Source organism: Brevibacillus brevis (assembly GCF_900637055.1).
Taxonomy (GTDB): domain Bacteria; phylum Bacillota; class Bacilli; order Brevibacillales; family Brevibacillaceae; genus Brevibacillus; species Brevibacillus brevis.
Genome location: NZ_LR134338.1, coordinates 4,399,331 through 4,421,595, shown reverse-complemented (window position 1 = coordinate 4,421,595; position 22,265 = coordinate 4,399,331). Strand labels below are relative to the sequence as shown.

22 protein-coding genes and 2 pseudogenes are annotated in these 22,265 nt (G+C 43.8%); 15 read left to right on the top strand and 9 right to left on the bottom strand.

Annotated features, from left to right (window positions below):
- The first annotated feature begins 253 nt into the window (after window positions 1-253).
- From EL268_RS21260 to EL268_RS21245, 4 genes are all read left to right on the top strand, one after another.
- A complete protein-coding gene (locus EL268_RS21260) occupies window positions 254-1,117 on the top strand; it encodes an ABC transporter permease subunit (protein ID WP_106655742.1) in 864 nt (287 codons plus the stop codon).
- Window positions 1,118-1,151: 34 nt separating this feature from the next.
- A complete protein-coding gene (locus tag EL268_RS21255; RefSeq protein ID WP_106655743.1) occupies window positions 1,152-2,075 on the top strand; it encodes an ABC transporter permease in 924 nt (307 codons plus the stop codon).
- Between the two features lie 44 nt (window positions 2,076-2,119).
- A complete protein-coding gene (locus EL268_RS21250) occupies window positions 2,120-3,043 on the top strand; it encodes an ABC transporter permease (RefSeq protein WP_106655744.1) in 924 nt (307 codons plus the stop codon).
- Between the two features lie 412 nt (window positions 3,044-3,455).
- Window positions 3,456-3,677 carry a helix-turn-helix domain-containing protein gene (locus EL268_RS21245; protein ID WP_003387736.1) on the top strand — a complete coding sequence of 74 codons (222 nt, stop codon included), beginning with the start codon at window positions 3,456-3,458 and terminating at the stop codon, window positions 3,675-3,677.
- A gap of 217 nt (window positions 3,678-3,894) precedes the next feature.
- Here the strand turns inward: EL268_RS21245 and EL268_RS21240 are convergent, their stop codons facing one another.
- From EL268_RS21240 to EL268_RS21220, 4 genes are all read right to left on the bottom strand, one after another.
- On the bottom strand, window positions 3,895-4,644 hold the full coding sequence (locus tag EL268_RS21240) for a stalk domain-containing protein (protein WP_106655745.1): 750 nt from the start codon (window positions 4,642-4,644) through the stop codon (window positions 3,895-3,897).
- A 401-nt stretch (window positions 4,645-5,045) separates the two neighbouring features.
- Entirely contained in the window at window positions 5,046-5,291 is a 246-nt protein-coding gene (locus tag EL268_RS21235) for a hypothetical protein (RefSeq protein ID WP_106655863.1), read from the bottom strand.
- A 248-nt stretch (window positions 5,292-5,539) separates the two neighbouring features.
- Entirely contained in the window at window positions 5,540-6,049 is a 510-nt protein-coding gene (locus tag EL268_RS21230) for a hypothetical protein (protein ID WP_106655746.1), read from the bottom strand.
- 1,464 nt (window positions 6,050-7,513) lie between these two features.
- Window positions 7,514-7,768, bottom strand: a complete 255-nt coding sequence (locus EL268_RS21220) for a hypothetical protein (RefSeq protein WP_106655748.1) — start codon at window positions 7,766-7,768, stop codon at window positions 7,514-7,516.
- Window positions 7,769-8,096: 328 nt separating this feature from the next.
- Here EL268_RS21220 and EL268_RS21215 point away from each other — a divergent pair, with 328 nt between their 5' ends.
- Window positions 8,097-8,366 carry a BC1872 family protein gene (locus tag EL268_RS21215; protein ID WP_164724502.1) on the top strand — a complete coding sequence of 90 codons (270 nt, stop codon included), beginning with the start codon at window positions 8,097-8,099 and terminating at the stop codon, window positions 8,364-8,366.
- Between the two features lie 90 nt (window positions 8,367-8,456).
- Here the strand turns inward: EL268_RS21215 and EL268_RS21210 are convergent, their stop codons facing one another.
- On the bottom strand, window positions 8,457-8,855 hold the full coding sequence (locus EL268_RS21210; RefSeq protein WP_106655749.1) for a hypothetical protein: 399 nt from the start codon (window positions 8,853-8,855) through the stop codon (window positions 8,457-8,459).
- Window positions 8,856-8,985: 130 nt separating this feature from the next.
- On the opposite strand from EL268_RS21210, the gene EL268_RS21205 reads away from it, so the two are divergent.
- Window positions 8,986-9,456 (top strand): hypothetical protein, encoded by a 471-nt coding sequence (locus EL268_RS21205; protein WP_106655750.1) that lies wholly within the window; start codon window positions 8,986-8,988, stop codon window positions 9,454-9,456.
- A gap of 35 nt (window positions 9,457-9,491) precedes the next feature.
- Window positions 9,492-9,775, top strand: a pseudogene (locus EL268_RS21200) (DNA methyltransferase).
- 93 nt (window positions 9,776-9,868) lie between these two features.
- On the opposite strand, the gene EL268_RS21195 reads toward EL268_RS21200, so the two are convergent.
- The 3 genes from EL268_RS21195 to EL268_RS21185 form a co-directional block, all read right to left on the bottom strand.
- The gene (locus tag EL268_RS21195; RefSeq protein WP_106655751.1) at window positions 9,869-10,417 is read right to left on the bottom strand and encodes a hypothetical protein; all 549 of its coding nucleotides are present in this window, start codon (window positions 10,415-10,417) and stop codon (window positions 9,869-9,871) included.
- Window positions 10,418-10,765: 348 nt separating this feature from the next.
- Window positions 10,766-11,050 carry a CPCC family cysteine-rich protein gene (locus EL268_RS21190; RefSeq protein ID WP_106655752.1) on the bottom strand — a complete coding sequence of 95 codons (285 nt, stop codon included), beginning with the start codon at window positions 11,048-11,050 and terminating at the stop codon, window positions 10,766-10,768.
- A 72-nt stretch (window positions 11,051-11,122) separates the two neighbouring features.
- Window positions 11,123-11,614 (bottom strand): hypothetical protein, encoded by a 492-nt coding sequence (locus EL268_RS21185; RefSeq protein ID WP_106655753.1) that lies wholly within the window; start codon window positions 11,612-11,614, stop codon window positions 11,123-11,125.
- Between the two features lie 120 nt (window positions 11,615-11,734).
- Here EL268_RS21185 and EL268_RS33485 point away from each other — a divergent pair.
- Both EL268_RS33485 and EL268_RS21175 read left to right on the top strand, forming a co-directional pair.
- Window positions 11,735-11,815, top strand: a pseudogene (locus EL268_RS33485) (helix-turn-helix transcriptional regulator); the annotation flags it as partial.
- Between the two features lie 287 nt (window positions 11,816-12,102).
- On the top strand, window positions 12,103-14,310 hold the full coding sequence (locus tag EL268_RS21175) for a glycosyl hydrolase family 18 protein (RefSeq protein ID WP_106655754.1): 2,208 nt from the start codon (window positions 12,103-12,105) through the stop codon (window positions 14,308-14,310).
- A 250-nt stretch (window positions 14,311-14,560) separates the two neighbouring features.
- On the opposite strand, the gene EL268_RS21170 is transcribed toward EL268_RS21175, so the two are convergent.
- Entirely contained in the window at window positions 14,561-14,803 is a 243-nt protein-coding gene (locus tag EL268_RS21170; protein ID WP_106655755.1) for a hypothetical protein, read from the bottom strand.
- Window positions 14,804-15,005: 202 nt separating this feature from the next.
- Here EL268_RS21170 and EL268_RS21165 point away from each other — a divergent pair, with 202 nt between their 5' ends.
- The 6 genes from EL268_RS21165 to EL268_RS21140 all read left to right on the top strand — a co-directional run bounded on the left by EL268_RS21165 (window position 15,006) and on the right by EL268_RS21140 (window position 22,262).
- Complete coding sequence (locus EL268_RS21165) at window positions 15,006-16,538, top strand: YcdB/YcdC domain-containing protein (RefSeq protein ID WP_106655756.1); 1,533 nt, start codon at window positions 15,006-15,008, stop codon at window positions 16,536-16,538.
- Between the two features lie 163 nt (window positions 16,539-16,701).
- Complete coding sequence (locus EL268_RS21160) at window positions 16,702-17,907, top strand: ROK family transcriptional regulator (protein WP_106655757.1); 1,206 nt, start codon at window positions 16,702-16,704, stop codon at window positions 17,905-17,907.
- Between the two features lie 152 nt (window positions 17,908-18,059).
- Entirely contained in the window at window positions 18,060-19,340 is a 1,281-nt protein-coding gene (locus EL268_RS21155) for an ABC transporter substrate-binding protein (protein ID WP_106655758.1), read from the top strand.
- Between the two features lie 71 nt (window positions 19,341-19,411).
- Complete coding sequence (locus EL268_RS21150) at window positions 19,412-20,371, top strand: carbohydrate ABC transporter permease (protein WP_106655759.1); 960 nt, start codon at window positions 19,412-19,414, stop codon at window positions 20,369-20,371.
- Between the two features lie 30 nt (window positions 20,372-20,401).
- Entirely contained in the window at window positions 20,402-21,244 is an 843-nt protein-coding gene (locus tag EL268_RS21145) for a carbohydrate ABC transporter permease (RefSeq protein WP_106655760.1), read from the top strand.
- A 28-nt stretch (window positions 21,245-21,272) separates the two neighbouring features.
- The gene (locus EL268_RS21140) at window positions 21,273-22,262 is read left to right on the top strand and encodes a Gfo/Idh/MocA family protein (protein ID WP_106655761.1); all 990 of its coding nucleotides are present in this window, start codon (window positions 21,273-21,275) and stop codon (window positions 22,260-22,262) included.
- Window positions 22,263-22,265 lie beyond the last annotated feature (3 nt).

Genomic DNA, 22,265 nt, shown 5'->3' with positions numbered 1-22,265 from the left:
CGATTCAAAATCTTCTCATGAAAAATGAGCAGCTGCGTGTAGCTACTTCTACTGCGAAGTAGTCGATAAGCTATCATCTTTCCAATCAACTGTTCCCATGAATGGAGAAGTGGTTGACAGGCTATCCTGCTCAGCCGCTTTTTTATTTATTTCCATTCTGTTTGAATAGATTAAAAAAATAAAATATTTTCTATTGTCTGGATGATTTTTAATAGATAGTGTATTGTTGGAAATAGTAAGGGGGTATGAGAGATTGTCCTATGTAAAACAATTAATTGGGATGTTTTTCCTAGTTATCGTCGTTTGCGGTGGGCCGTTCATGCTCTATACGCAAAAGGAAGAAATCGTGTTCGAACCGGGAAATATCGTAGTCCATACGGTATATCTGATTCAGCAGATTGCAGAAGGCTCCCTCGGAACCTATTATTCAGGGCAAACAGAAAGGAGCATCGCAGAGGATATCCTCCCATTTGCAATTAGCTCCTTTGAACTACTGTTCGCAAGTGTTGGTGTCGCAGTCCTTGCCAGTATTATTTTTGGATTGCTATTGCAGCGCTTTCGGATTGTACGTCAATTTCAAAAGGTTTTGAATCTGCTTGCCACGATTCCTGATTTTATTCTGATTGTTGTTTCGATTGTGGGTGCGGTCGGGTTTTACAAGCTGACGAACATTCGAATTATCACCCTGTCACCCGTAAGTGACGCAGAGAGTACCTGGTTTCCGATCACGCTACTGTCAATTGGACCAACGATTTTCCTCATGAAGGTAGTCAGCCTGAAGTATGCACAAATCGGGGGCGAAGACTACATTAAAACAGCACTTGCCAAAGGGATGGGGATTTGGCATGTTCTCATTCATCACGTCTATAAAAATATCAAGCCGTTTCTCATTGCCGATTTAAAGAAGACGATTGCCATTACGGTAGCCAACTTGTTTATTGTCGAGTACTTGTTAAACGTCGTAGGATTGACCCGCTTTATTTTCAGCAAAGATGGCGGTTACGAATTCAATGCTGCTGTCATGGGACTGTTAGGGATTATTTTGCTATCCATTTTGGTTTATTTATTGATTCGTCTCATTCTGTATGTGATTGAACGTGCGGTTGTGTATAAATAACCCAGACTTCTTTTGGAATGAGTGAGGTTATGGTATGAGGAAACGGTTCAATTGGGCATTATGGCTAGGCTGTATCTTGGTATTACTTCTAATGATGATCGGTGTAGCTGGACCTTATTTGGCCCCCTATGACATCGATTACCAGGTGAAAGTGCGCAATGAGATGGTGAACGGGAAGCAAGTGATCATTTCGCCTCCTTTGGCACCGTCAGGCGAGCATCTGTTGGGTACGGATAAATGGGGCTATGATTTGCTTACCAAACTGCTCCATGGGGCACCGTACACCATTTTTATTACGCTCGTGATTGCGTTATTGCGGTTATTGATTGGAGCATGGATCGGACTGTATATCGGAATATTGGACAAGCAGCAGCGTTGGTGGATTGCGATTGAGAACGCCTGGGGGTACATGCCCATATTTATTCCTGTCTATTTTTTATTGAAAGGAATCAATATCAATCCCGAATTGCCAACGTTTACGCTCGTGTTGTTTTTCGTAGTGGTTGTGGCTGTGCTAGGGACGCCTTCAGTAGCTGCGTCCATCCGTCAAAAAACGGAGCAAATCAAGGAATCCCAGTACGTTTTAGCTGCGACTTCGCTGGGGGCAGGGCGGGATCAGATTATCTTTCGCCACATCCTGCCGCATTTGAAGGAGCATCTGGTCATTGTCCTGGTGACAGAGATGATCGCTACCATGACATTGATGGGGCTTCTCGGGATTTTTGGTCTGTTTGTAGGCGGCACGACTATGTACTATGACCCTGTTGAGTATCACTCGATCACACATGAATGGGCAGGACTGCTCGGGACTTACCGAAGCTTTGTCTACACGAATTACACCTGGATTTTCCTGATCCCGCTTGCTGCTTATATGCTTGCAATCGGTTCCTTTAGCCTATTGGCCAAAGGATTGCGTGATAAATTCGAACAGACCTATAGTCGTACCCCATTTATTTAAGCATCTGGTTACTTTTCAGCATGAGGGATAAGTGAGGTTTTTGGATGAAAAAACGATTCCATTTTTCTTTATGGCTAGGCAGTATTTTCGTGTTCCTTCTGATCATGATTGCTGTGGCGGGGCCTTACTTGGCTCCCTATGATCTGGAATATCAAGCGAAGATGCGTCAGGAGGTTGTGAACGGTAAACAAGTCATGGTCTCTCCACCCTTACCGCCGTCAGAGGAACATTTGCTCGGCACGGACAAATGGGGGTATGATTTACTGACTCTCTTGCTTCATGGAGCGCCATACACTGTTTTTATTACGCTTGTGATCGCATTCATTCGCGTGTTACTTGGTACATGGATTGGACTCAATATCGGCATTCAAGATAAAGAGCAGCGTTGGTGGATGGCTATTGAGAATGCATGGAGCTATATGCCTGTGTTTATCCCCGTGTATTTTCTTTTGCGAGGAATCAATGTGAATTCCGAGCTGCCGACGTTCACGCTCGTTCTGCTTTTCATTGGGCTTGTCTCTGTCCTTGGAACACCTTCTGTAGCCTCTTCTGTGCGTCAAATGACCGAGCAAATTAAAGAATCCCAATACGTTTTGGCTGCCATTGCTCTGGGGGCTGGCCGGAATCAAATCGTTTTTCGCCACATCTTTCCACATTTGAAGGAACAGCTCATTATCATCTTGGTGACAGAAATGATCGCTGTCATGACCTTGATGGGGCTTCTCGGCATATTTGACCTGTTTGTAGGTGGTACGAAAATGACTTTTGACCCGGTTCTGTATCATTCCATTACACACGAATGGGCAGGGCTGCTCGGGTCCTATCGAGGCTTTATTTACAGTAACTATACGTGGATTTTTCTCGTACCGCTGGGGGCATTCATGATCGCCATTGGATCGTTTAGCTTGTTGGCCAAGGGATTGCGTGATAAGTTCGAGCAAACGTATAGTCGTACCCCTTTTATTTAAGTTGTGGTGTCCTTGATTTTTTACGAATCAAGGGCATTTTTGGTTGATCCGGTTAAAAATAATGGAATGGATAGGGAGCAGTATATGTGTCGGGTGAATAGACTGGAGTGTCGGGGGCGGTGTTGGCCTTGGGTTCCGATGGCAATCTCATCAGGCGAGGCGAACTCGTCGCGATCTGAATGGGGGACAACTGGCGGCCATCGTCGTCTCGAACGGAAAAATTCACGGCGGATGTCGAAGAGGTTTCTCAGCGGTGTTCGGAACCCATTGCCCATTTTCTGAATAGGATGTAAGGCAAAAGCCTAAAATCCTTGAAATTCCGGCACCATCACCCACCCCCCATCATAGGATAAGGTGACTCTGTAATCCCTCAACCTTGTTCCTGTAGAGCCCACAAGGAGGGGTGGCACGATTGAAGGGTAGCGACCAAACCAAGCCGTTGTTAACGAATCGCGAAAGAGAAGTGTTTGAACTCTTGGTCCAAGATAAGACAACCAAAGAGATTGCCGGACAACTCTTCATCAGCGAAAAGACTGTGCGCAATCACATTAGTAATGTCATGCAAAAATTAGGTGTCAAAGGTCGATCTCAGGCAGTAGTCGAACTCGTTCGACTTGGTGAACTAGAGATTTGAACCCAGTCCACCCAGCCTCCCTTTTCTTCCCTTGGTCGGAAGGGAGGGTTTTTTTATGTTCATGTATTGGAGTGCTATCTATTTAAGCGGTAATGACTGGCATGAGACCGTACGGCGAGTTGTGTTAGGCAAGATGAAGCCCTCTACCGGCATTTGATCCGAAAGAGGGCTTCAATCAGAGACCTTGTAGAAGGTTCTCTTGTTACCAATTTCTCGGTTACAGTTCTTCCTGTTTGACAAATTGATTTCCGGAAATCTGGTAAAACTTCACCCCAACAAGTTTTTGATTCGTGTAAATCTTTTCAGTCAAGCTCTTTTCGGCCTCATTGTAAGAGAAGTGGTAGGTGGTACCTTTAGTCCCTTCGTCCAGTTGTTGGGAGAAGATCATTTTCACTGTGTTTTTCCCTTTGTCTAGCTGGTACAGGTTAACATAAACCTGAGTTTTGCCTTCTTTTTCTCCATACTCGACCGCGAGGAACTGATTGGTATGAACCATTCTTGTCACTGGATATAGAGTACCTCCTGCACTTTGAGGAAGCGGGATTTCTTTTTTGTTGACTGAATTGACGACCTTATTGGAACCGGCCACGGCATAGTACACATAGTCCAGCGCGTAGTTGGCGTGACCCGCCATTCCCTCAAACTGAACATTTTGTTCAACTCTGTCCAAACTTTCAAATCGAACAGATGGGGTTTTTGTTAGGGGATCGCTGTTCATCCAGGATTGACCGACGCCAAGCATATTCGCGATTGTGGCGACCGGTGCATACACGTTTCCTTTATAAACGAAAGGCTCTGCCTTGGTATCGATGGGACTGCCATTTACGATCAGTTTGATATTAGAAAAGTTCACGGTGATCGCTTCAGTTGCTTTTTTAGCGAATGCGGAGCCGCTTGACATCATTCCCGCAGTGAACAGGAGTACCCCTGATACCACTCCGATAAACAGTTTCTGTGATTTGTTCATTGTTGTTTGTCTCCTTACGAGAATTGACTTTTGTTTGCACATTTATTTAACGCAAGGAGGATTGGAAAAGTTTCACTTCAGATCGTATGCTTGCCCTTCCTTTTTCATTCTAGTTGTGTGTGCGTGATGCACAGGTCGTAATTTTCAAGCAATCTATGTTTCCGGAGAAATAAATGATTTATCACAATGTGTGGCGAATAAAATCAGCCAATTTTATCGATAATCAGTACGCTCTCAGCTTTGAAAAACAGTACGGTTAATATTCCTATCCCGAGAAGCAGTAGTAGTCCAAAAATCAGCGATAAGATAATCATCATCTTCTTCATAACAAACTTCCCCGGTGAAAAGACGAGGGGGTTACAAAATGTGTAAAAAACGATCAAGGTTATCAAACATGCTAGTTACTTCGTTGCGAGGACAAAAATCATATCTGCCAACGCGAAAACTTGAAAAGCGGCCACACCAAACAGAATAAAGGCCATCTTACGGTTTTTCTTCAACTCAAATATTCCTAATGAAGCCATGAAAACGGCAAGGCAAAGCATCGTCAATATTTTTAAGAAAGGCACATGTGTAGAAATGTTCACTATTGCAATTGAAAGGGCAACTATTGAAAAGATATTGAACCAAAGAGGTCTGTTTTTCATTTGGGTCACCAATAATTTCCTTTTTGTAACGATTTTAACAGATGGTTCGATTGAATGCACGTAACACATCGATAATTGAGTGGAATGGAGGTCTAGGCATAACTAGTGAAGTGTAACCGATGCGCGGATTGCGACAATTGCTTGGAATATAGGGGGTTGGAAGTGTGATGGAAGAAGTCCATTTCAGGGAGATTTCCTAATGAAAAAGAAAAAATCGCCTGCGATGGCGATTTTCTCTAACTGCTTGTTTACAATGGCTTGATTAGGTAGTAATTGCCCGAAGTATCGTAATTATCGTAGGAGTCTACATGAAAATAATAAGTTGTCCCAGCCTCAGCATGAAAAGTAACTGTTCTACTTGCGCCAGTGGTTGGTGAGATATCTAGAAAGCCACTACGACTCGGATCCTTAGTCACACCAACTCTATAGGGGATACTATTCGGAACCCCAGATAATTCGACAGTTACCAATCCCGATGAGTTTGGTGTGAACTTATACCAATCGACTACATCACTAGTAGATAATTTACCTAATCTACCACTATTTAATTCGTCCGCCGAGGAGCTCCTATTGTTTGACTCAACTTCCAGTTGATACCCATTAATCGTAATAGATTTACCAATTTCTTTTTTCGGTGTTGCTTCTTGAGCAAAACTAGCAGTTGGAATACCTGCAAGGAGAGGAAGAGAAAGTGCAGCGGCTAAAAGAAAATTACGTTTGCTCATTCGAAGAGTTGATGATGGGTTTTTTGTAAACATTTTGAACCTCCTATTATTTTGAAATATTGGTTATTTCGACCTTATTTTACTAAATTGAAAATCTGTTTACTATACCAAAAAAACTATGATTATTATTGTAAAAACCTATCAATTGCGAAAAGGAGCAACGCGCTTTAAATGGAGGTGTGCTAAGAGGATCGCCATAGGTCTTAGTAACTTTTATGGGGCGGTTGAAACGAAAGTAATATTTGGAGCTTGGTTGTTATGGCGGTGTTGACAGCGTTGAAATCAGCTAAGGACTGTTTTTTGCAATTGTGAAAGAGTTGAGCTAGCACACTTAACAAAACAATCGATTTGTAAAGGTGGGAAGCCGATGGAGAAGCGTGCTATTACGTGAATGTTGGATTGAACAGCAAAACTATTAACGTGTTGAAGACTCTCGGTTGCGAAAGTTGGGAGAGGTGAAAAACGAGCAATCTCCAGTCTGGAAAACCTGCAATATCATGGGTTTGTGGTTGAGGGCGGTTCCTGACGGTGGTTAGCGGTTTTTTCGTGATTTTACTATTGAAGGGTAGCGACCAAACCAAGCGGTTGTTAACGAATCGCGAAAGAGAAGTGTTTGAACTCTTGGTCCAACTTGGTCGGAAGGGAGAGTTTTTTTATGTTTTGTGTGAATAGAAAACAAGAGGGTGGTTCGGATAAAAGAAAGAAGCAGAGAAGGCGATGGTGGAAGGTTATAGGATCGAACGGAGCTTGAATCTCCTCGGCTGTCGAGGGCTGTCGGTATGTATAGGTAATGGCAGAGTGGAGATTACGGCCACTACATTACCTGAACCATTCAAAGTTACATGCCCTAATTGCCGAGGGTGTAGAAATAAAAATGATGATACGTACAGTGCAGCACAAGAGACGATATACGAAATCAAGATACAAATAATATTGGTACTAAAAGACGTTTTGAATGTACTTTCTACATTGAACCAGTGGAATTTAAATCAAATGATCCAGACTACACTGAAATTTTCCATACAGATGAAGAATGACAGCAGTATATAAATGACATTCTGAATCCTTCAGTCCCAGCGGAAAATTGATTTATCACAAGCTCAATTATGTTAAATCACTCCTCATTTTTGCCAAAGTACGTAAAAGCACACCAAATTCCAATAACTAAATAGAGGAAACCAAACAACCCATTTTCCACACTCGTTAACAATAAATATAGGCCAATCAAGCAAATTATAATTGAACCTGTTTTTTGCAAAGTTGTATTTTTCATAATACTCACCTATGTATAGTAATTTACAAAAAATGTATCACGAAATTTATTTATTTATTTACAAATTGCTCAGGGAGATAAGAAAGGAGGCTGTCAGGTGCAACTGGATCTGATCGGAAAGGTTCTTCCATTGCTGCGTGACCAGTCCTCCATATTGGGGTCTACGTGACTGAACATTTTCGAGTTTGGTACTTAACATGATGTGTAATAAAAAAAGACTTTTATTAAAAGTCTCTTGGATTCGAATCGCATTTAATTTTTAATGGCTTAAACCATTTTTTCAAGAATGAACGTGTATCTTTGACTGTCAAAGCAACATCGCCTTTTTGGATATCGATGTACAGGCTATAACCACAATCAGACTTAGACTCAATTGAAATCAAGTCAATGAATCCGTTAAATTCTTTTACTACTGCCGTTACTCTATCAATTTGTGGCTTGGTTACGTCGCTTACAACCATCAAAAATTGTCGCTTCAATAATACACCCCATAGTTTTTAGTTGTAATTCATTATAACACACAGGGAGTATCAGGGGGAAAAGGTCAGTAGGCAGCTCGTCGACCAGAGTTGAAACGAAAGAGATAGGTGTCGATGATTTATCAAAATAGTTAGGGAGGAAAGTACGATGGAAAACAAATTGGTCATATGGGCAGGGCATCGGTAAATAAACAGGAAATCGAAATCTCTTTTTCACAGGAACAGGATTTCCTCACTGTATATGTATCGGGCAACTGCTCGTGGGATGTTGTAAGGCTGCATGATGAAATCTTGGCGATGCTCCCTGATGAGGAGGGAAAAATCTTGAGTGAATCCTTACTGGGTCAAGTATCATCAGCAAACTGATAGTTGGTCAAAAGAAGCACCTTACACATGGAACCCACTTCAAAACATAGCCGATGCGTGGTTGCTTGCTGAGAAACTTTTCATTGGCGTACTTCCGCAGTCACCAGGATCACCAGAGGATATGAGGTTCCTTGCAGTATTTGAAACTCATCCATATGACCGAAATATTCAAGTCTGCGTAAAGACAGCACAAGAAGCGATTTGCAGGGCAGCGTTAGAGACGGTCGCTTAACAAAACGGTAATTATAATAAATGAGACAGGCAGGGTGATTTCACGAAAAAAACACCTCTCATCGAGAAAGGTAAGAGATGAAATTGATTATTACTCTTTTACATCAATTTCCCAATCTTCTGAGCCTATAATATTTCCTTTCTCTACAGAAAATCGAAGGGTATATTTTCCTGATTCTTGGAAGAAAACTGTCCCTTCATATCCATCCTCATAAGGTTGCATTACAATGCTCACATTTTGGTTATTGTCAAAGTAAGTTACTTTTACAAGTGCATTTCGTAACGGCCTACCATTGTAAAACAAATTGCTCGCTACATCAATTGGAGTTTTGGCTACAATTCCATTGGCAGAACCGGCTTGTAAGTTCCATCCAAATTCATTTCCTTGGGCTGGTGATGGGTCAAGTAAGAAACTTGCAGGAATTAAAAGTGCAAATAAGAGAGGCAGAACAACTATTAAGTTTCCAGATTTAAAAAGTTTTTTGTTCAAAATGAAATACCTCCCTTCAAATATTGATACTGTTTCCTCTATAAGGACGAAAGTGATGGTAAATTGTTGCAATTTCATTCGTTGTTTTTTTACAAAACACACACGATTTGTTAAACGGGAGGAAAGAGACATGGAAAACAAGTTGGTCATATGGGCTGTAAATGCTGAGGACAAGGAGTCGTTTGTTAAAAGTATCAAGGGGCATCTGAATGTTGAGTATCTGATCAAGGAAAGAGAGCTTACAGAAACAGAAAACGGATTCAGATTTTTGTTTGACGATGAGGCTGGCAGCGAAATTGAAATTTCCTTATCTCAACAGCAGGATAACCTTTTTGTAAGTGTGGCTGGGAATTGCTCTTGGGACGTGTCAAGGATCAACGACGAGTGGGCAAACGGATTTCGGGGCGGTGCCTACACAGAAGGCAGTACGTTTGACAACCAGACAGGAGGCAAGAGGAAAACACGTGGCAACTTCAAGATTCCTGCAGGGTGGGATACAGAGCCGGGATCTCACGGTACGATTCACAGAACAGGACGTTCGAGGGCAAATTCATTTGCTCGCGCTGTGAACGAATCTCCGAAGCCGGGTGAAGTGCAGTAGCACCGTCCAGATCGGGAACCAATCGAGTTCACGGCATGCGGAACAAGCGGAGTGTATGGACGGTGGCTACACAGCCATTCCCAGAAGCTCACTTTGCAACCTTCCCCGAAAAGCTCATCTGGCCGTGTATCCTTGCTGGTAGCTCGCAGGGAGGAAACGTACTCGATCCTTTCGGGGCTCAGGAACGACAGGTGTGGTGGCGAAGAAGCTTGGCCGGAAATACATCTTGATTAAAATCGGTTCGACATACATCCAGATAGCAGGTGAGCGAATCAAGCGAGAAACGGCCCAGATGAGCATATTCGAGTTCGGAACTTAACATGATGTGCAGTGAAGAAAAGAGGTTTGAACGAAGTAATGCAGAGTACAAATTTTCTCATGAGATAAATGCTTCAAGCTGATTTTAGTACAATCAATTTTTAAAAGTAGTACGTGGTGAAACCATGATGCTATTGTAGTCATTCCGATTATCTGGGTCAGTATTCGAAAACATTACCATAAAATCCCCAACTTTATACCAAATCTCATATCTATATTTATGATTCCCGTACGTATTTTCACCGAAAATATTAAAAATCTGTTCTTTTGTTAATGATTCAAATTTTGCTTGTATGACAGTTAGACGTTCCTTTCCTTTATATTTATTAAGTATATATCTATACCCGTTTCGGTCGAAATAGCTGGTATGCAATCTTACTGAAACATAGTCTTCGTCTTTTATACCAAATTTTGATTGCAGTTCTTCTTTTGTTAGATGAAAAGTGATATCACCGCCTAAATTTCCTTCATGGATGTTCTCTAGAATGTGGGTAAGAAACTCTTGAGCGTTAGATTGAGATTCTTGGGGTTTGATTCTTTCATAGGCGGTCATAGATGAAACATCTTTCATATAGGAAAATACCGGGGTAAGAAGATACATTATTAAACCAATTACTAGGGCTATTTGTTGGATTTTATTCATGCAAGGCCTCCAGGATTATTTCACTATTTCGTTCATTAGTAGTACATTGGTGTTTTGGTTCTTGCTGGATAGATAGAAAATCTAATGCATTCGCGGCTATGTGTTTGGTCGATTACGTAAACAGCTTAATAGATTTTTCCCCCTCATAATCAGTCAGTCTACCATTTGGGGTATTTTACCATACGCGAAGAAAAACATGAATCTCTCAAATATGGAGAAGATGCGGATCATGAATGGTATCAACATATGGGCTCAACCAACCCAGCTACGCTGGACGAGAAAGACCACAAAGTGGCGAAAGAAATTCGTAAGTCGCTGCTCGAATCGAAATAAAGATTAACACAACGATCATTTTGTTAAGCTCAGTGGGCTCCAATTAGGATCGCGCAAGTCTGCAGCTGTAGGCTTTCGAACAAAGGGTATACAGCGTTCTTCACAAGAGCCAAACTCCACATAGTTTTGTTGCGCTTGTCGTAATGAGGGAATATTAGCCCCCCCACCATAATCAGGGTCATCAAATTGGACAGGATCATCCTCCCAAAAACATATCTTGCAGATGATATATGTACCTGGGGATTCTTCATCTAAAGTTTTGTAGCCACAACAAGGGCAGGTGTATTTTTCAGTAGACATTAGCTCCCTCCCGATTCTAGAGATGACTCAATGAAATATGAAAATAATGGCTTTTACACAATGTGAAAAGTGTTACGGAAGGCGAAAAATTGCATTACCTACATCAAGGTTAATGTCGGGAAGCACAACATTATATTGTTTAGAAAGATTGTCCATAGAATTTTTCCATTCGCTAGCCAGTTGTTGTGATTTCTCAAGTTTTTTCAACAATTCTTCTTGTTTGGATGTATCGGTAGTTTGTCCATCTAAATTACTAATGGAGGAAAGAACATCGTAGTTCAATCCAACTGCTTCAATATACTTTTCGTGAATTTCAGCTACTTCTTTTGTCTGTGGTTGCAAAGTTGAGGTTTTATCAACAAACTCCTTAACAATCGGCAAGAATTGTTCTTTCGAAAACTGTTGGAAATCAGTAATTTTCTCCTTTTGAAGTTCGTTCATCTTGTTTGCTATTTCTTGTTGATATCCGGTTACGGTTTGAGCGTAATTTTTAAAGTCCTCTTCAACAGTTATTTGAGAACATCCAGTCAAAAAAAGTAGTAAAAACAAAATTATGCGGTTCATTTTCGCACCTCGCTTCATGTAATAATAGTTAAGCGTCTTGGGACTTTTACTTAGTTGTTATTGTGTAGTAGTACTAGAAAAGTTTACCATAGATATGGGATGTAAGACATTTTTGGGAGGAATATCATGCAAAAATTAGGTGTCAAAGATCGATCTCAGGCAGTAGTCGAACTCGTTCGACTTGGTAAACGAGAGATTTGAACCCAGTCCACCCAGCCTCCCTTTTCTTCCCTTGGTCGGAAGGGAGAGTTTTTTTATGTTCAGTTGCGTCTAAATACTCTTTTATTACATTTATGAGTGTGCCTTGTGTACTCGTTCGACTTGGCTAACGAGAGATTTGAACCCACCCAGCCTCCCTTTTCTTCCCTTGGTCGCAAGGGAGGTTTTTTATATTCTTTTGCGCCTGAACACCCTTTTATTACCATTTATGTAAATGTATTAGCATATCGTGATATAAGTCGCAATAAGATGGATTTGTAACAAAATCCATGAAGATCGAGAGGGATACTATGAAATTCAAGAAATGTGTTAGGAATGTGCTTATGGTAGGTGCCCTGCTTGTCACCTCTGTTTTGCCCATGGCGGCACAGGCGGCGCAAGCAGAGGAAAATCAAACGGAGGCGACAGCGGTATCCAATTACAAAATTATTGGCTACTATCCCTCATGGGGAGCTTATGGACGAAACTACAATGTAACGGATATCGATCCCAATAAAGTAACGCATATTAACTACGCATTTGCGGACATTTGCTGGAATGGAAGACATGGCAACCCAGATCCAACGGGACCCAATCCACAAACATGGGCTTGCCAGGATGAAGTAGGCAATATTAACGCCCCGAATGGTACAGTTGTCCTCGGAGATCCATGGATTGATGTGCAAAAATCCTTTCCAGGAGATACGTGGGATCAGCCGATTCGCGGAAATCTGAATCAATTGGCAAAATTAAAGCAAAAAAACCCTCAATTGAAGACATTGATATCGATCGGGGGATGGACGTGGTCCAATCGCTTCTCTGATGTAGCGGCAGATCCGGCTGCACGGGAAGTATTTGCACAGTCCTCGGTAGATTTTATTCGGAAATATCAGATGGATGGGGTCGATCTCGATTGGGAGTACCCAGTCGAAGGAGGCTTGCCTGGAAATAGCAAACGTCCAGAAGATAAGCAAAATTATACGTTGTTGCTACAGGCTGTCAGAGACAAACTCGATGCGGCTGAGGTAACAGATGGCAAACAGTACTATTTGACGATTGCCTCTGGTGCCAGCCCTAGTTATGCAGCAAATACAGAGCTTGGAAATATTGCCCGGGTTGTGGATTGGATCAATATTATGACCTACGACTTCTATGGAGCCTTCCAAAAGCAGACTGGACATAACGCGCCGTTGGCCTATGATCCGGCAGCAGGAGCAGCAGGTTTGCCAAATGCTCAAACCTATAATGTCCAAACAGCTGTAGAGGGGCATCTTCGTGACGGTGTTCCTGCCAGCAAGCTCGTTCTCGGACTTCCGTTTTATGGAAGGGGCTGGTCGGGTTGCGGAACAGCTAACAATGGGGAATATCAAAATTGCACAGGGCCTTCAACAGGAACTTGGGAACCTGGTATGCTTGACTTCACGGATATCCAAAATAATTATTTGAACAAAAATGGATTCACACGCCACTGGAATGATGCGGCAAAGGTGCCTTACCTCTTCAACCCGGCTTCGAAAACATATATTAGCTATGACGATGTGACTTCAATCGGTCACAAAACTTCTTATATTACATCCAAAGGATTGGCAGGCGCAATGTTCTGGGAATTTAGCGGAGACCGTAACAAGGTTCTGCTAGACAAAGTGAATGGCGATCTTCTAGGCGGGACAGCTCCAGTCGACAACGTACCGCCGACAGCACCAGCTAATCTCCAATCGACTGCAAAAACAGCGACAAGTGTTAATCTGAGTTGGGGAGCTGCTACCGACAATGTAGGGGTTACTGGCTATGAGGTATACAATGGCACTCAGCTTGCAAAAACGGTAACCGGTACAAATACGACGATTAGCGGACTTACAGCTGGAACTGCGTACCAATTTACTGTAAAGGCGAAAGATGCAGCAGGTAATTCCTCAGCAGCAAGCAATGAGGTAACAGTTACGACGGATACAATTCAGCCAGACAACCAACCTCCAAGCACACCTGCCAATCTAGTCATAACAGGGAAAACAGGTACGAGTATCAGTCTGAGTTGGGATGCTTCTACGGATAATATCGCGGTGACAAATTACGAGGTTTACAACGGGGCAGCTTTAGCTGCGGATGTGGCGACTACGACTGCAACTGTTACAGGACTCACGCCTAACACATCGTATACATTCTCTGTGGTAGCGAAGGATGCAGCAGGTAATTCTTCACAGAAGAGCATCGAGGTCGTAGGCGTGACAGATGCTGAAAATCCGGGCACGCCTGCATGGGCGCCAAATGTAAACTACGTAGCAGGTGATTTGGTCAGCTATCAAGGCAAGGTATACAAATGTCTGCAACCACACACCTCCCTCGTAGGCTGGGAGCCAACAAACGTAGCAGCTCTCTGGCAAGTTCAACAGCAAGGGGCAGTAGAAGCAGTCGATGGTTATGTAGATGAGGAGATTTTGGAGGAAACAGAAGGAGCAGAAGAAACTCCAAAAACAGAAGGAAATGCAGATACCCAATAAGTAGGGAAGGGGCTGTCCCTCCAGTCATGAAAGTGATGGAGGAGCAGCCCCTATTTGTTGATTTGGAAATTAAGCAAAGGCTTTTAACAGCTGGACGATTAATGGAATGAGATCTCCAATAAAAGTAAGAATCGCAATTGCGGTATTCATAGAAGCCCCTCCTTAAAATTCCAAATTCACTATCATTATATTAATGTTCATAATAGTATTCAAGAAATATTTTCCACTTATGTCGAATTGACAAAGTGACTTATGTGAAAAAGTCATACAATGACTTGATAAAAATAACGATTTGGAATGCAAGCAGTGCAAAAATAATGACAGCCCAGTCTCTGTTCTTTTTCCATTCCAATACACCTTTCGAGGCAGAGATAACGACTAGGCCTACTATTGCTAATAGCTGAAAGAAAGCGACACTTGTCAGTAGTGCTAGAATTCCAATGACAACAACAATAGTTACTGTCGCTTTAAACCAAAAGGGCTGCTCGCTCATACTAACGCCCCATTTCCCTTTTTTTGTAAATTTTAACATACACAAGAAAAAAGCCAAGCCATAAGGCTCAGCTAGGGGCTTAAATAAAAAGCAAAGGGGAATGTTTTTTTATGTAAATTTTTCGGGAAAATTGAAACAAAACAGATCGAGGTACGAATAATGAATGCGAGAAAGCAAATATGAACAGACGAGAGGAAGAGAAATGATGAAAAAAGTTACGCACGCTGTGTTCCTCCTGATGGCTGCAAGTATTGCGATGTCATCTCCTAGTGGTGCACTGGCAAGGGAGAACACGATGGAAAAAATAAAAGTAGAGCAAATGACACCCGAAATAAACAAGGTGGTGGAAAAAGGGGTGAAGAAAGCAGCTAGTCTCATCCCTTATTTGAAAGATTACCCTGTTAGAGAAATCGTATTGAAAGACACTTCTTATCTGCTCGTGAACAACTACAAGTCTAAAGAAAACAATGCCGAATTCGTTGCCTTGGTGCTCGACAAAAATACGGGTGACCTGCTTGAGTTTGGCAAACACGAGCTATATAACCAAAAGAGTCAAACGCTTTACCCGATCGACAAATCGAAAGAAATAGCCGTGTCTTTTATGAAAAAGTTGTACGGAGAAGACATGGCAGGATACCAACTGGATGGAGATGGGGTTGCGAAGGTTTTCGATGGAAAGACAAATACAATTCAGTTTGTACGTATGGTCAACGGAGTTCCTTTCACAGACGACATCGTTCAGATACAAGTTGATCACGATGGGCAGATCACAGGAAAATCCCTTGGCATGCATATCGAAAAAATCTCCTTCGCGAACTTGGATCAGGCCCTACCTAAAGAAAAAGCCGAGAAACAGCTGTCCACCTTTATGAAATTGCGGTATTCCCTCGATAAAGACGGAAAAACCTACAAGCTCCTCTACATCCCGGCTTTTTCCGGTAAGTTGGATGCCGTGTCCGGCAAAGACAGCGTAAATATGCCTTACCACAGTAAAGTGAATGTGAAACCAAAGGGTACCAGCCAGCCCGTAGCGAAATCACGTGAAGAAGCACAAGCGTATCTTGCTCAGCGTACTGGTTATGATTTTTCAAAAGGGAACGTCTTTTTTGAAGATTTGACTGGTGAAAAACCCGTGATTATCGATTATTTCTGGAAATCAAGGAAGTGGGAGGGGCGTACGAATTATTCGTGGAGGACAGAAGACGGATGGATTGGGAGCATGCTGATCGAACCGAAAACAGGCGCAATTGTGAACTATAGTGTCGTAGATACAAGTGTGTCAAAGTCACCTGCCAAAAAATTGACGCAAGAGCAGGCCTTTCAGTTTGCCATGAATGAAGTAGCTGAGATCGCTCCTGCTGGTACTGGCGAGCTGCTACTGCTTCAGCCGGGAGAATATAATGAAAGTACAAATGAATACTCCTTCCATTTTGTGCTGCAAGAGCAGGGGATTCCTGTAGAGGATTGGCTGACGCAAATCGCGATCAACGGCAGCAACGGGAAAGTCATGGGGATCGATCTCAATGAAAAGGTCGATGGAGTAATGCCTGATCCGAAGAAGGCAATCTCCCCAGAAGAAGCGGCAGCCGTTTTACTCAAGAAATACCCATTGCAGCTACAGTATACCTTGCAAGAGGAAGGCAAAGCTTCTCTTGTCTATACGTTCCCGCACATGTTCGATGCAAAAATAGATGCGATAACGGGTGAATTTTATACCTACGAGTCTACAGAATAAGAGTACAAGCGAGAGAACTTCCCTTTCAGCAGTTTAAGGGAGGTTCTTTTTCAATCAGAAAAAGTTGATTGAAATCTAAGAAAAAACGAAATTGACACAAAATACAAATTTCAGTATGATCACTTTATAAAGTCATTGGAAAAATAAAGGATGAACGAATACGATGCGCAGAACTGGAGATCTGAAACTAATCCAAGAGCTCAATCGCTTTATTATACTCGACACCATTCGCCAGTTTGGGCCCATCTCGCGAAGTGATATCGCCAAAAAGCAGGGCATCAGTCCAACTACCGTCACCTCGGCAGTCAATGAGCTGATCCGTGACGGTATGGTTGCAGAAGATGGAACAGGTGAGTCAAAAGGTGGCCGTAAGCCGATTATGGTTCGCTTCTGTCCAGACGGGAAGTTTTTGATTGGCGTCTCTATTACGAATACAGCGATTACGATTGCCGAAATGAATTTGGAAGCGGCTACAAAGCAAAAGAAAATCTACCCGGTAAAAGCTGGGCTAGTGAGTGACCAGATCATCCAGTATGTGCTGGATTCGATCGAGGACTTTCTCCAGTCGATGGATGATGTCAGCCGTTGTCTGGGCATTTCCATCATCGCACCAGGGATTGTCGATGCAGCGAGTGGGGTCATCCGCTTCAATTCCAAGCTGCGCTTGCATGATGTTCCGTTAAAAGACATGGCAGAAGAGCGTTTTGGGCTAAAAACATGGCTCGACAATGATGCCAATGCAATCGCTCTGGCAGAAAAAAATTTCGGTGGTGGACTGAATGCTGACAATCTCCTGTTTGTTACCGTGGGAGAAGGGGTTGGTTCGGGTCTCGTTGTAAACGGTTCCATCTTCCGCGGAAGCCGCGGTGGAGCGGGAGAATTCGGGCATACGACAGTCGATCGAAGTGGGATGCGCTGTGACTGTGGCAACGTGGGCTGTTTGGAAAACTACGTGGCGTGGCCGGCCATTTACTCAGGTATACTGTCCGCCGTTACACGCGGAAAAGAAACGCTCGTCATGGATTTGGCTGACGGAGATATGACAAGAATCACATTTGATGTCTTTCGCGAAGCACTGCATCAAGGGGATCAAGTATGCCAAGACATCGTCGACGAAATCGCTTCGTACTTGTCGATTGGTATTGTGAATCTGGTGAATTTGTTCAACCCGAGCCTGATCATTTTGGGTGGAGAAATGATCCGGGACAACCAAGTGTTGTTTGCGCGCATCCAAAAACAAGTGATGGCTCAAGCGATGGGGACGATGGTCGAAGGGCTGGAATTCCGTCCAACTGTATTGGGTGCTGATTTCGAGGTCAAGGCTGCTGCTGCTGTTTTGTTACAAGATGTTTTTCACTTCAGCTTGTAACGTCTTTTTGCACACTTTATTTGGTCACTGGAAAAAGAAAGTTCCACCCATCAAAAATCATTGAAAGGGGGCGAGTCGAAAAGGAAAGCGTGTCGTGTTTGGCCATATTTTGGGGGTAAAAGAGGAGAACGTAAATCGAGGAGGGATTTCTGATGAAGAAGTTGGTTTCGATTGCAATGGCTGCTCTCTTGGTAGCAGTGGCAGGATGTTCGGGCGGCGGGCAGAGCTCCGCACCAGCTGGAACGACTGACAGTGCTGCTTCAGGCGAAAAGGTAACGCTCACATATGCGCTGTGGGACAAAAACCAAATGCCTGCGATAGAGGAAATGGCGAAAAAGTTTAACGAAAAGAACCCGAACGTGGACATCAAGATCGAGCTTACGCCTAACAAGCAATACTGGACAAAGATGGAGGCAGCCGCAACAGGTGGCACCTTGCCGGACATTTTTTGGATTAATGGTCCGCGTATCATTAAATACGCAGATAATGACATGCTCTTGCCGATTACAGATCAAATCAAGGCAGATGGCATCGATCTGAACAATTATCCGAAAGCTCTCGTTGATCTCTACACCTACGATGGACAAAACTACGCGCTACCGAAAGATTTCGACACCATTGGCCTTTGGTACAACAAGAAGCTGTTTGACGACGCAAAAGTGCCGTATCCAGACGAAACCTGGGATTGGAACAAGCTGAAGGAAGTTGCAAAGCAACTGACGGATGAGAAAAAAGGCGTTTGGGGAATTGCAGCACCTCCTTATGGACAGGACGGCTTCTATAACACGATCTATCAAAACGGTGGCTATATCATTTCGGAAGACAAGAAAACGTCCGGCTATGACAAACCGGAAACGATCGAAGGTCTCAAGTTTTGGACAGACCTGATCAACGAAAAAGCATCGCCAACAGCAGCCCAATTGTCCGAAACAGAGGCAACACAGCTGTTTGAATCAGGCAAGATCGCGATGATGTACAACGGATCATGGATGGCATCCGCTTTTAATAAGAATGAGTATACAAAGGACAAAGTGGACGTGACGTATCTTCCAAAAGGGAAAGAGAACACGAGCGTCATTCACGGCCTGGGCAACGTGATTTCGGCCAATACCAAACATCCAAAGGAAGCATGGGAATTCGTGAAATTCTTGGGCTCGAAAGAAGGAGCAGAAATCCTGGCAAAATCGGGTGCTGCGATTCCGGCATTTAACGGAACACAGGATACATGGGTACAATCCATGCCAAACTTTCATCTGAAAATTTTTATTGATCAGGCAGCTGTTGCGAAACCTTATCCGATCTCGAAAGACACGGCAAAATGGGCCAAGCTCGAAACAGAGCTCATGACCAAGGCTTGGGCTGGTCAAATGAGCGTAGAGGATGCTTCCAAAGAGCTCGCGCAAAAAATGAACGAAATGCTTAGCCAAGAATAAAAGGTCCATGATGGATGGCTTCGCATCATGGACGAGGCCATCCTCTCTTGAAAAGCTAATGTAAGGAGGGAATGAATGCGATGAGCAGCCAGTTGCAGCCTGAAATGCACGCCGCCGTCCAGCCAAAAACGAAAAAATCGTTGAATCGCATGAAGAGAAGTGATTGGTTCTGGGCGTATCTCATGATTGCTCCCACACTGATCGGGTTGGGTGTCTTCTACTTATGGCCGATCGTACAAACCATTTATTTGAGCTTTACCAAGTGGGGAGGATTCGGCAAGTACAAGTGGGCAGGCTTACATAATTATGAGTTGTTGTTCCAGGACCCTTACTTGTGGATCGCACTGAAAAACACGCTGATTTATACAGTAATCGCAGTTCCGGTAGGTATCGCTATCTCCATTTTTATCGCTGTGCTTCTTAATCAGAAAATTAAGGGGATTACGATTTATCGCACCCTGTACTTCCTGCCTGTTGTGACGATGGCTGCAGCGGTGGCGATGGTGTGGAGATGGTTGTACAACGCCGATTACGGTCTGATCAATTATTTGCTGGGCTTGATAGGCATTGAGGGCCCACGCTGGATATCTGATCCCGCCATTGCTTTGTATGCGGTGATTATCGTTGCCGTTTGGAGCTCCATCGGATACAACATGGTGATTTTTCTGGCCGGACTGCAAGGCATCCCGAGAAGCTATTACGAAGCCGCAGAAATTGACGGAGCAGGACCGGTTCGCATGTTTTTCAAGATTACGTTGCCGCTGTTGACTCCTTCGATCTTTTTCGTCAGTATCACTTCCTTGATTGGGGCTTTTCAAGTATTTGACCTGATTTATCTGATGCTCGGAAGCAAAATGGGCAATCCGGCAACAGAGCAGACGCAGACGATGGCGTACTTGTTCTTTACGAATGGATTTGAATCAGGGAACGGTGGCTATGCGGCCGCAGTTGCCGTCGTGCTTCTGGTGATGATCCTGATCGTCACTGCTATTCAAATGAAGTTGCAGAAAAAATGGGTTCACTATGATTAATCAAAGCTGAACAGATGGGAGGGATATGGGATGAGTGTTTATACGAGTCGGAATAAAACGACCAAGAAATTGTTGATTCATCTGTTGTTGATTGCAGGTGCTCTCGTGATGATTGCGCCATTTGTCTGGATGGTTCTTACTTCGCTCAAGTCACTGGGCGAATCGACACAGGTGCCTCCGGTCATTTTGCCGACCAAGTATCAGTGGGAGAATTACACCCATATTTTTGAGATGCTGCCCTTCTTGGACTTTTATTGGAATACCGTGATCACAACCGTGGCGAAGGTAATCGGACAAGTATTTCTTTGCTCGCTTGCGGCGTACGCATTCGCGCGAATTGAATTTCCAGGGCGAAACGCCTTGTTCATCCTGTTCTTGACCGTTTTGATGGTGCCAGGTCAGGTGTTTCTGCTCCCGCAATTTATGATCATGAAAGAGCTCGGCTGGCTGAATACGTTGACAGCATTGATTGTACCGGGCTTGTTCAGTGCATTCGGTACGTTTCTTCTGCGTCAGTTTTTCATGTCGCTGCCAAAAGAATTGGAAGAAGCAGCGAAGCTCGATGGCTGCAACCATTTTCAGATTTACTGGAGAATTATGCTGCCGCTGGCGAAGCCCGGCTTGATCGCACTCGCCATTTTCGTAGCGTTGTGGTCTTGGAACGACCTGATGTGGCCGCTGATCGTCAACAGCACGCCTGATAAAATGCCGCTCTCAGCTGGTTTGGCGTACTTGACGGGCGAGCACACCAATTTGACGAACTACCCGATTTTGATGGCGGGTTCCGTTCTTGCCATTTGGCCGATGATCATCGTCTTTATTTTCTTGCAGAAGCATTTTGTCGAGGGAATTACCCTAACTGGGTCCAAATAGACTTTTTCCCAAAAGGAGTGAAACCATTATGCATCATGTTCTGGTAATCGGAGCAGGAACCATGGGGACTGTTCACGCGAAATCGTATGCTGCCATGGAAGGTGTCAAGCTGGTTGGAATCGTTGATATCCGCAGCGAGAGAGGAAAAGAGCTGGCTGCCGAGACAAAAACGGAATGGTTCGAGAGCTATGAAGAGGCCATGGAAAAACTGGCGCAGGTCGACATCGTAGACGTGTGTTTGCCTACGTACCTGCATAAAACCTATGTGAAAAAAGCTGCGGATGCAGGCAAGCATGTCATTTGCGAAAAGCCGTTGGCTCGAGATAAGGAAGAGGCTCGTTTTATCGTTGATTATTGCCGGGAGAAAAACGTCAAGCTGTTCGTCGGACACGTCCTGCGCTTCTTCCCGGAATATGAAAAGTCCCGTCAGCTGGTTAATGACGGCGCGATTGGCAATGTCGGTGTGGCACGTACGTTCCGCGGTGGGATCTTCCCGACAGCATGGAATGACTGGTACGCGGACTACAAAAACAGTGGCAGCCTTGTTTTAGATATGATCATTCACGATTTTGACTTTTTGCGTTGGTGCTTCGGGGATGTGGAGCGTGTGTACGCGAAAGGCTTGCTTGGTCGAGGTTTTGCTCGGATGGATTACGCACTGGTTACACTTCGCTTCAAGAACGGCATGATTGCACATGTGGAAGGCTCGTGGGCACATGAAGGATTTGCGATGAAAATGGAGCTGGCAGGCAAGGAAGGCATCATTTCCTACGACAGCTCAAAGGAAAAACCGCTTGTGGCGGTTAATCGCTCGAAGCAAGCAGGCATGAGCGGGGTCGCAGTTCCGGAGAGTCCGTTGCGTGAAAACCCGTATTTCAGAGAACTGAAGCATTTCATCGAATGCATCGACCGAGATCTGGAGCCACTCGTGACGGCAGAAGATGCCGTGAAAGCGGTAGAAATCGCTCGTGCTGCGCTTGTGTCAATCGAAACGGGCAAACCCGTAACTTTGGTGTAGGAG

What these genes read in the sequence shown, in the direction of transcription:
- EL268_RS21255 (WP_106655743.1), top strand. Translation starts at nt 1,152, where the DNA reads ATGAGGAAACGGTTCAATTGGGCATTATGGCTAGGCTGTATCTTGGTA.
- EL268_RS21250 (WP_106655744.1), top strand. Translation starts at nt 2,120, where the DNA reads ATGAAAAAACGATTCCATTTTTCTTTATGGCTAGGCAGTATTTTCGTG.
- EL268_RS21240 (WP_106655745.1), bottom strand. Translation starts at nt 4,644, where the DNA reads ATGAACAAATCACAGAAACTGTTTATCGGAGTGGTATCAGGGGTACTC.
- EL268_RS21235 (WP_106655863.1), bottom strand. Translation starts at nt 5,291, where the DNA reads ATGAAAAACAGACCTCTTTGGTTCAATATCTTTTCAATAGTTGCCCTT.
- EL268_RS21230 (WP_106655746.1), bottom strand. Translation starts at nt 6,049, where the DNA reads ATGTTTACAAAAAACCCATCATCAACTCTTCGAATGAGCAAACGTAAT.
- EL268_RS21205 (WP_106655750.1), top strand. Translation starts at nt 8,986, where the DNA reads ATGGAAAACAAGTTGGTCATATGGGCTGTAAATGCTGAGGACAAGGAG.
- EL268_RS21195 (WP_106655751.1), bottom strand. Translation starts at nt 10,417, where the DNA reads ATGAATAAAATCCAACAAATAGCCCTAGTAATTGGTTTAATAATGTAT.
- EL268_RS21190 (WP_106655752.1), bottom strand. Translation starts at nt 11,050, where the DNA reads ATGTCTACTGAAAAATACACCTGCCCTTGTTGTGGCTACAAAACTTTA.
- EL268_RS21185 (WP_106655753.1), bottom strand. Translation starts at nt 11,614, where the DNA reads ATGAACCGCATAATTTTGTTTTTACTACTTTTTTTGACTGGATGTTCT.
- EL268_RS21175 (WP_106655754.1), top strand. Translation starts at nt 12,103, where the DNA reads ATGAAGATCGAGAGGGATACTATGAAATTCAAGAAATGTGTTAGGAAT.
- EL268_RS21170 (WP_106655755.1), bottom strand. Translation starts at nt 14,803, where the DNA reads ATGAGCGAGCAGCCCTTTTGGTTTAAAGCGACAGTAACTATTGTTGTT.
- EL268_RS21165 (WP_106655756.1), top strand. Translation starts at nt 15,006, where the DNA reads ATGATGAAAAAAGTTACGCACGCTGTGTTCCTCCTGATGGCTGCAAGT.
- EL268_RS21160 (WP_106655757.1), top strand. Translation starts at nt 16,702, where the DNA reads ATGCGCAGAACTGGAGATCTGAAACTAATCCAAGAGCTCAATCGCTTT.
- EL268_RS21155 (WP_106655758.1), top strand. Translation starts at nt 18,060, where the DNA reads ATGAAGAAGTTGGTTTCGATTGCAATGGCTGCTCTCTTGGTAGCAGTG.
- EL268_RS21150 (WP_106655759.1), top strand. Translation starts at nt 19,412, where the DNA reads ATGAATGCGATGAGCAGCCAGTTGCAGCCTGAAATGCACGCCGCCGTC.
- EL268_RS21145 (WP_106655760.1), top strand. Translation starts at nt 20,402, where the DNA reads ATGAGTGTTTATACGAGTCGGAATAAAACGACCAAGAAATTGTTGATT.
- EL268_RS21140 (WP_106655761.1), top strand. Translation starts at nt 21,273, where the DNA reads ATGCATCATGTTCTGGTAATCGGAGCAGGAACCATGGGGACTGTTCAC.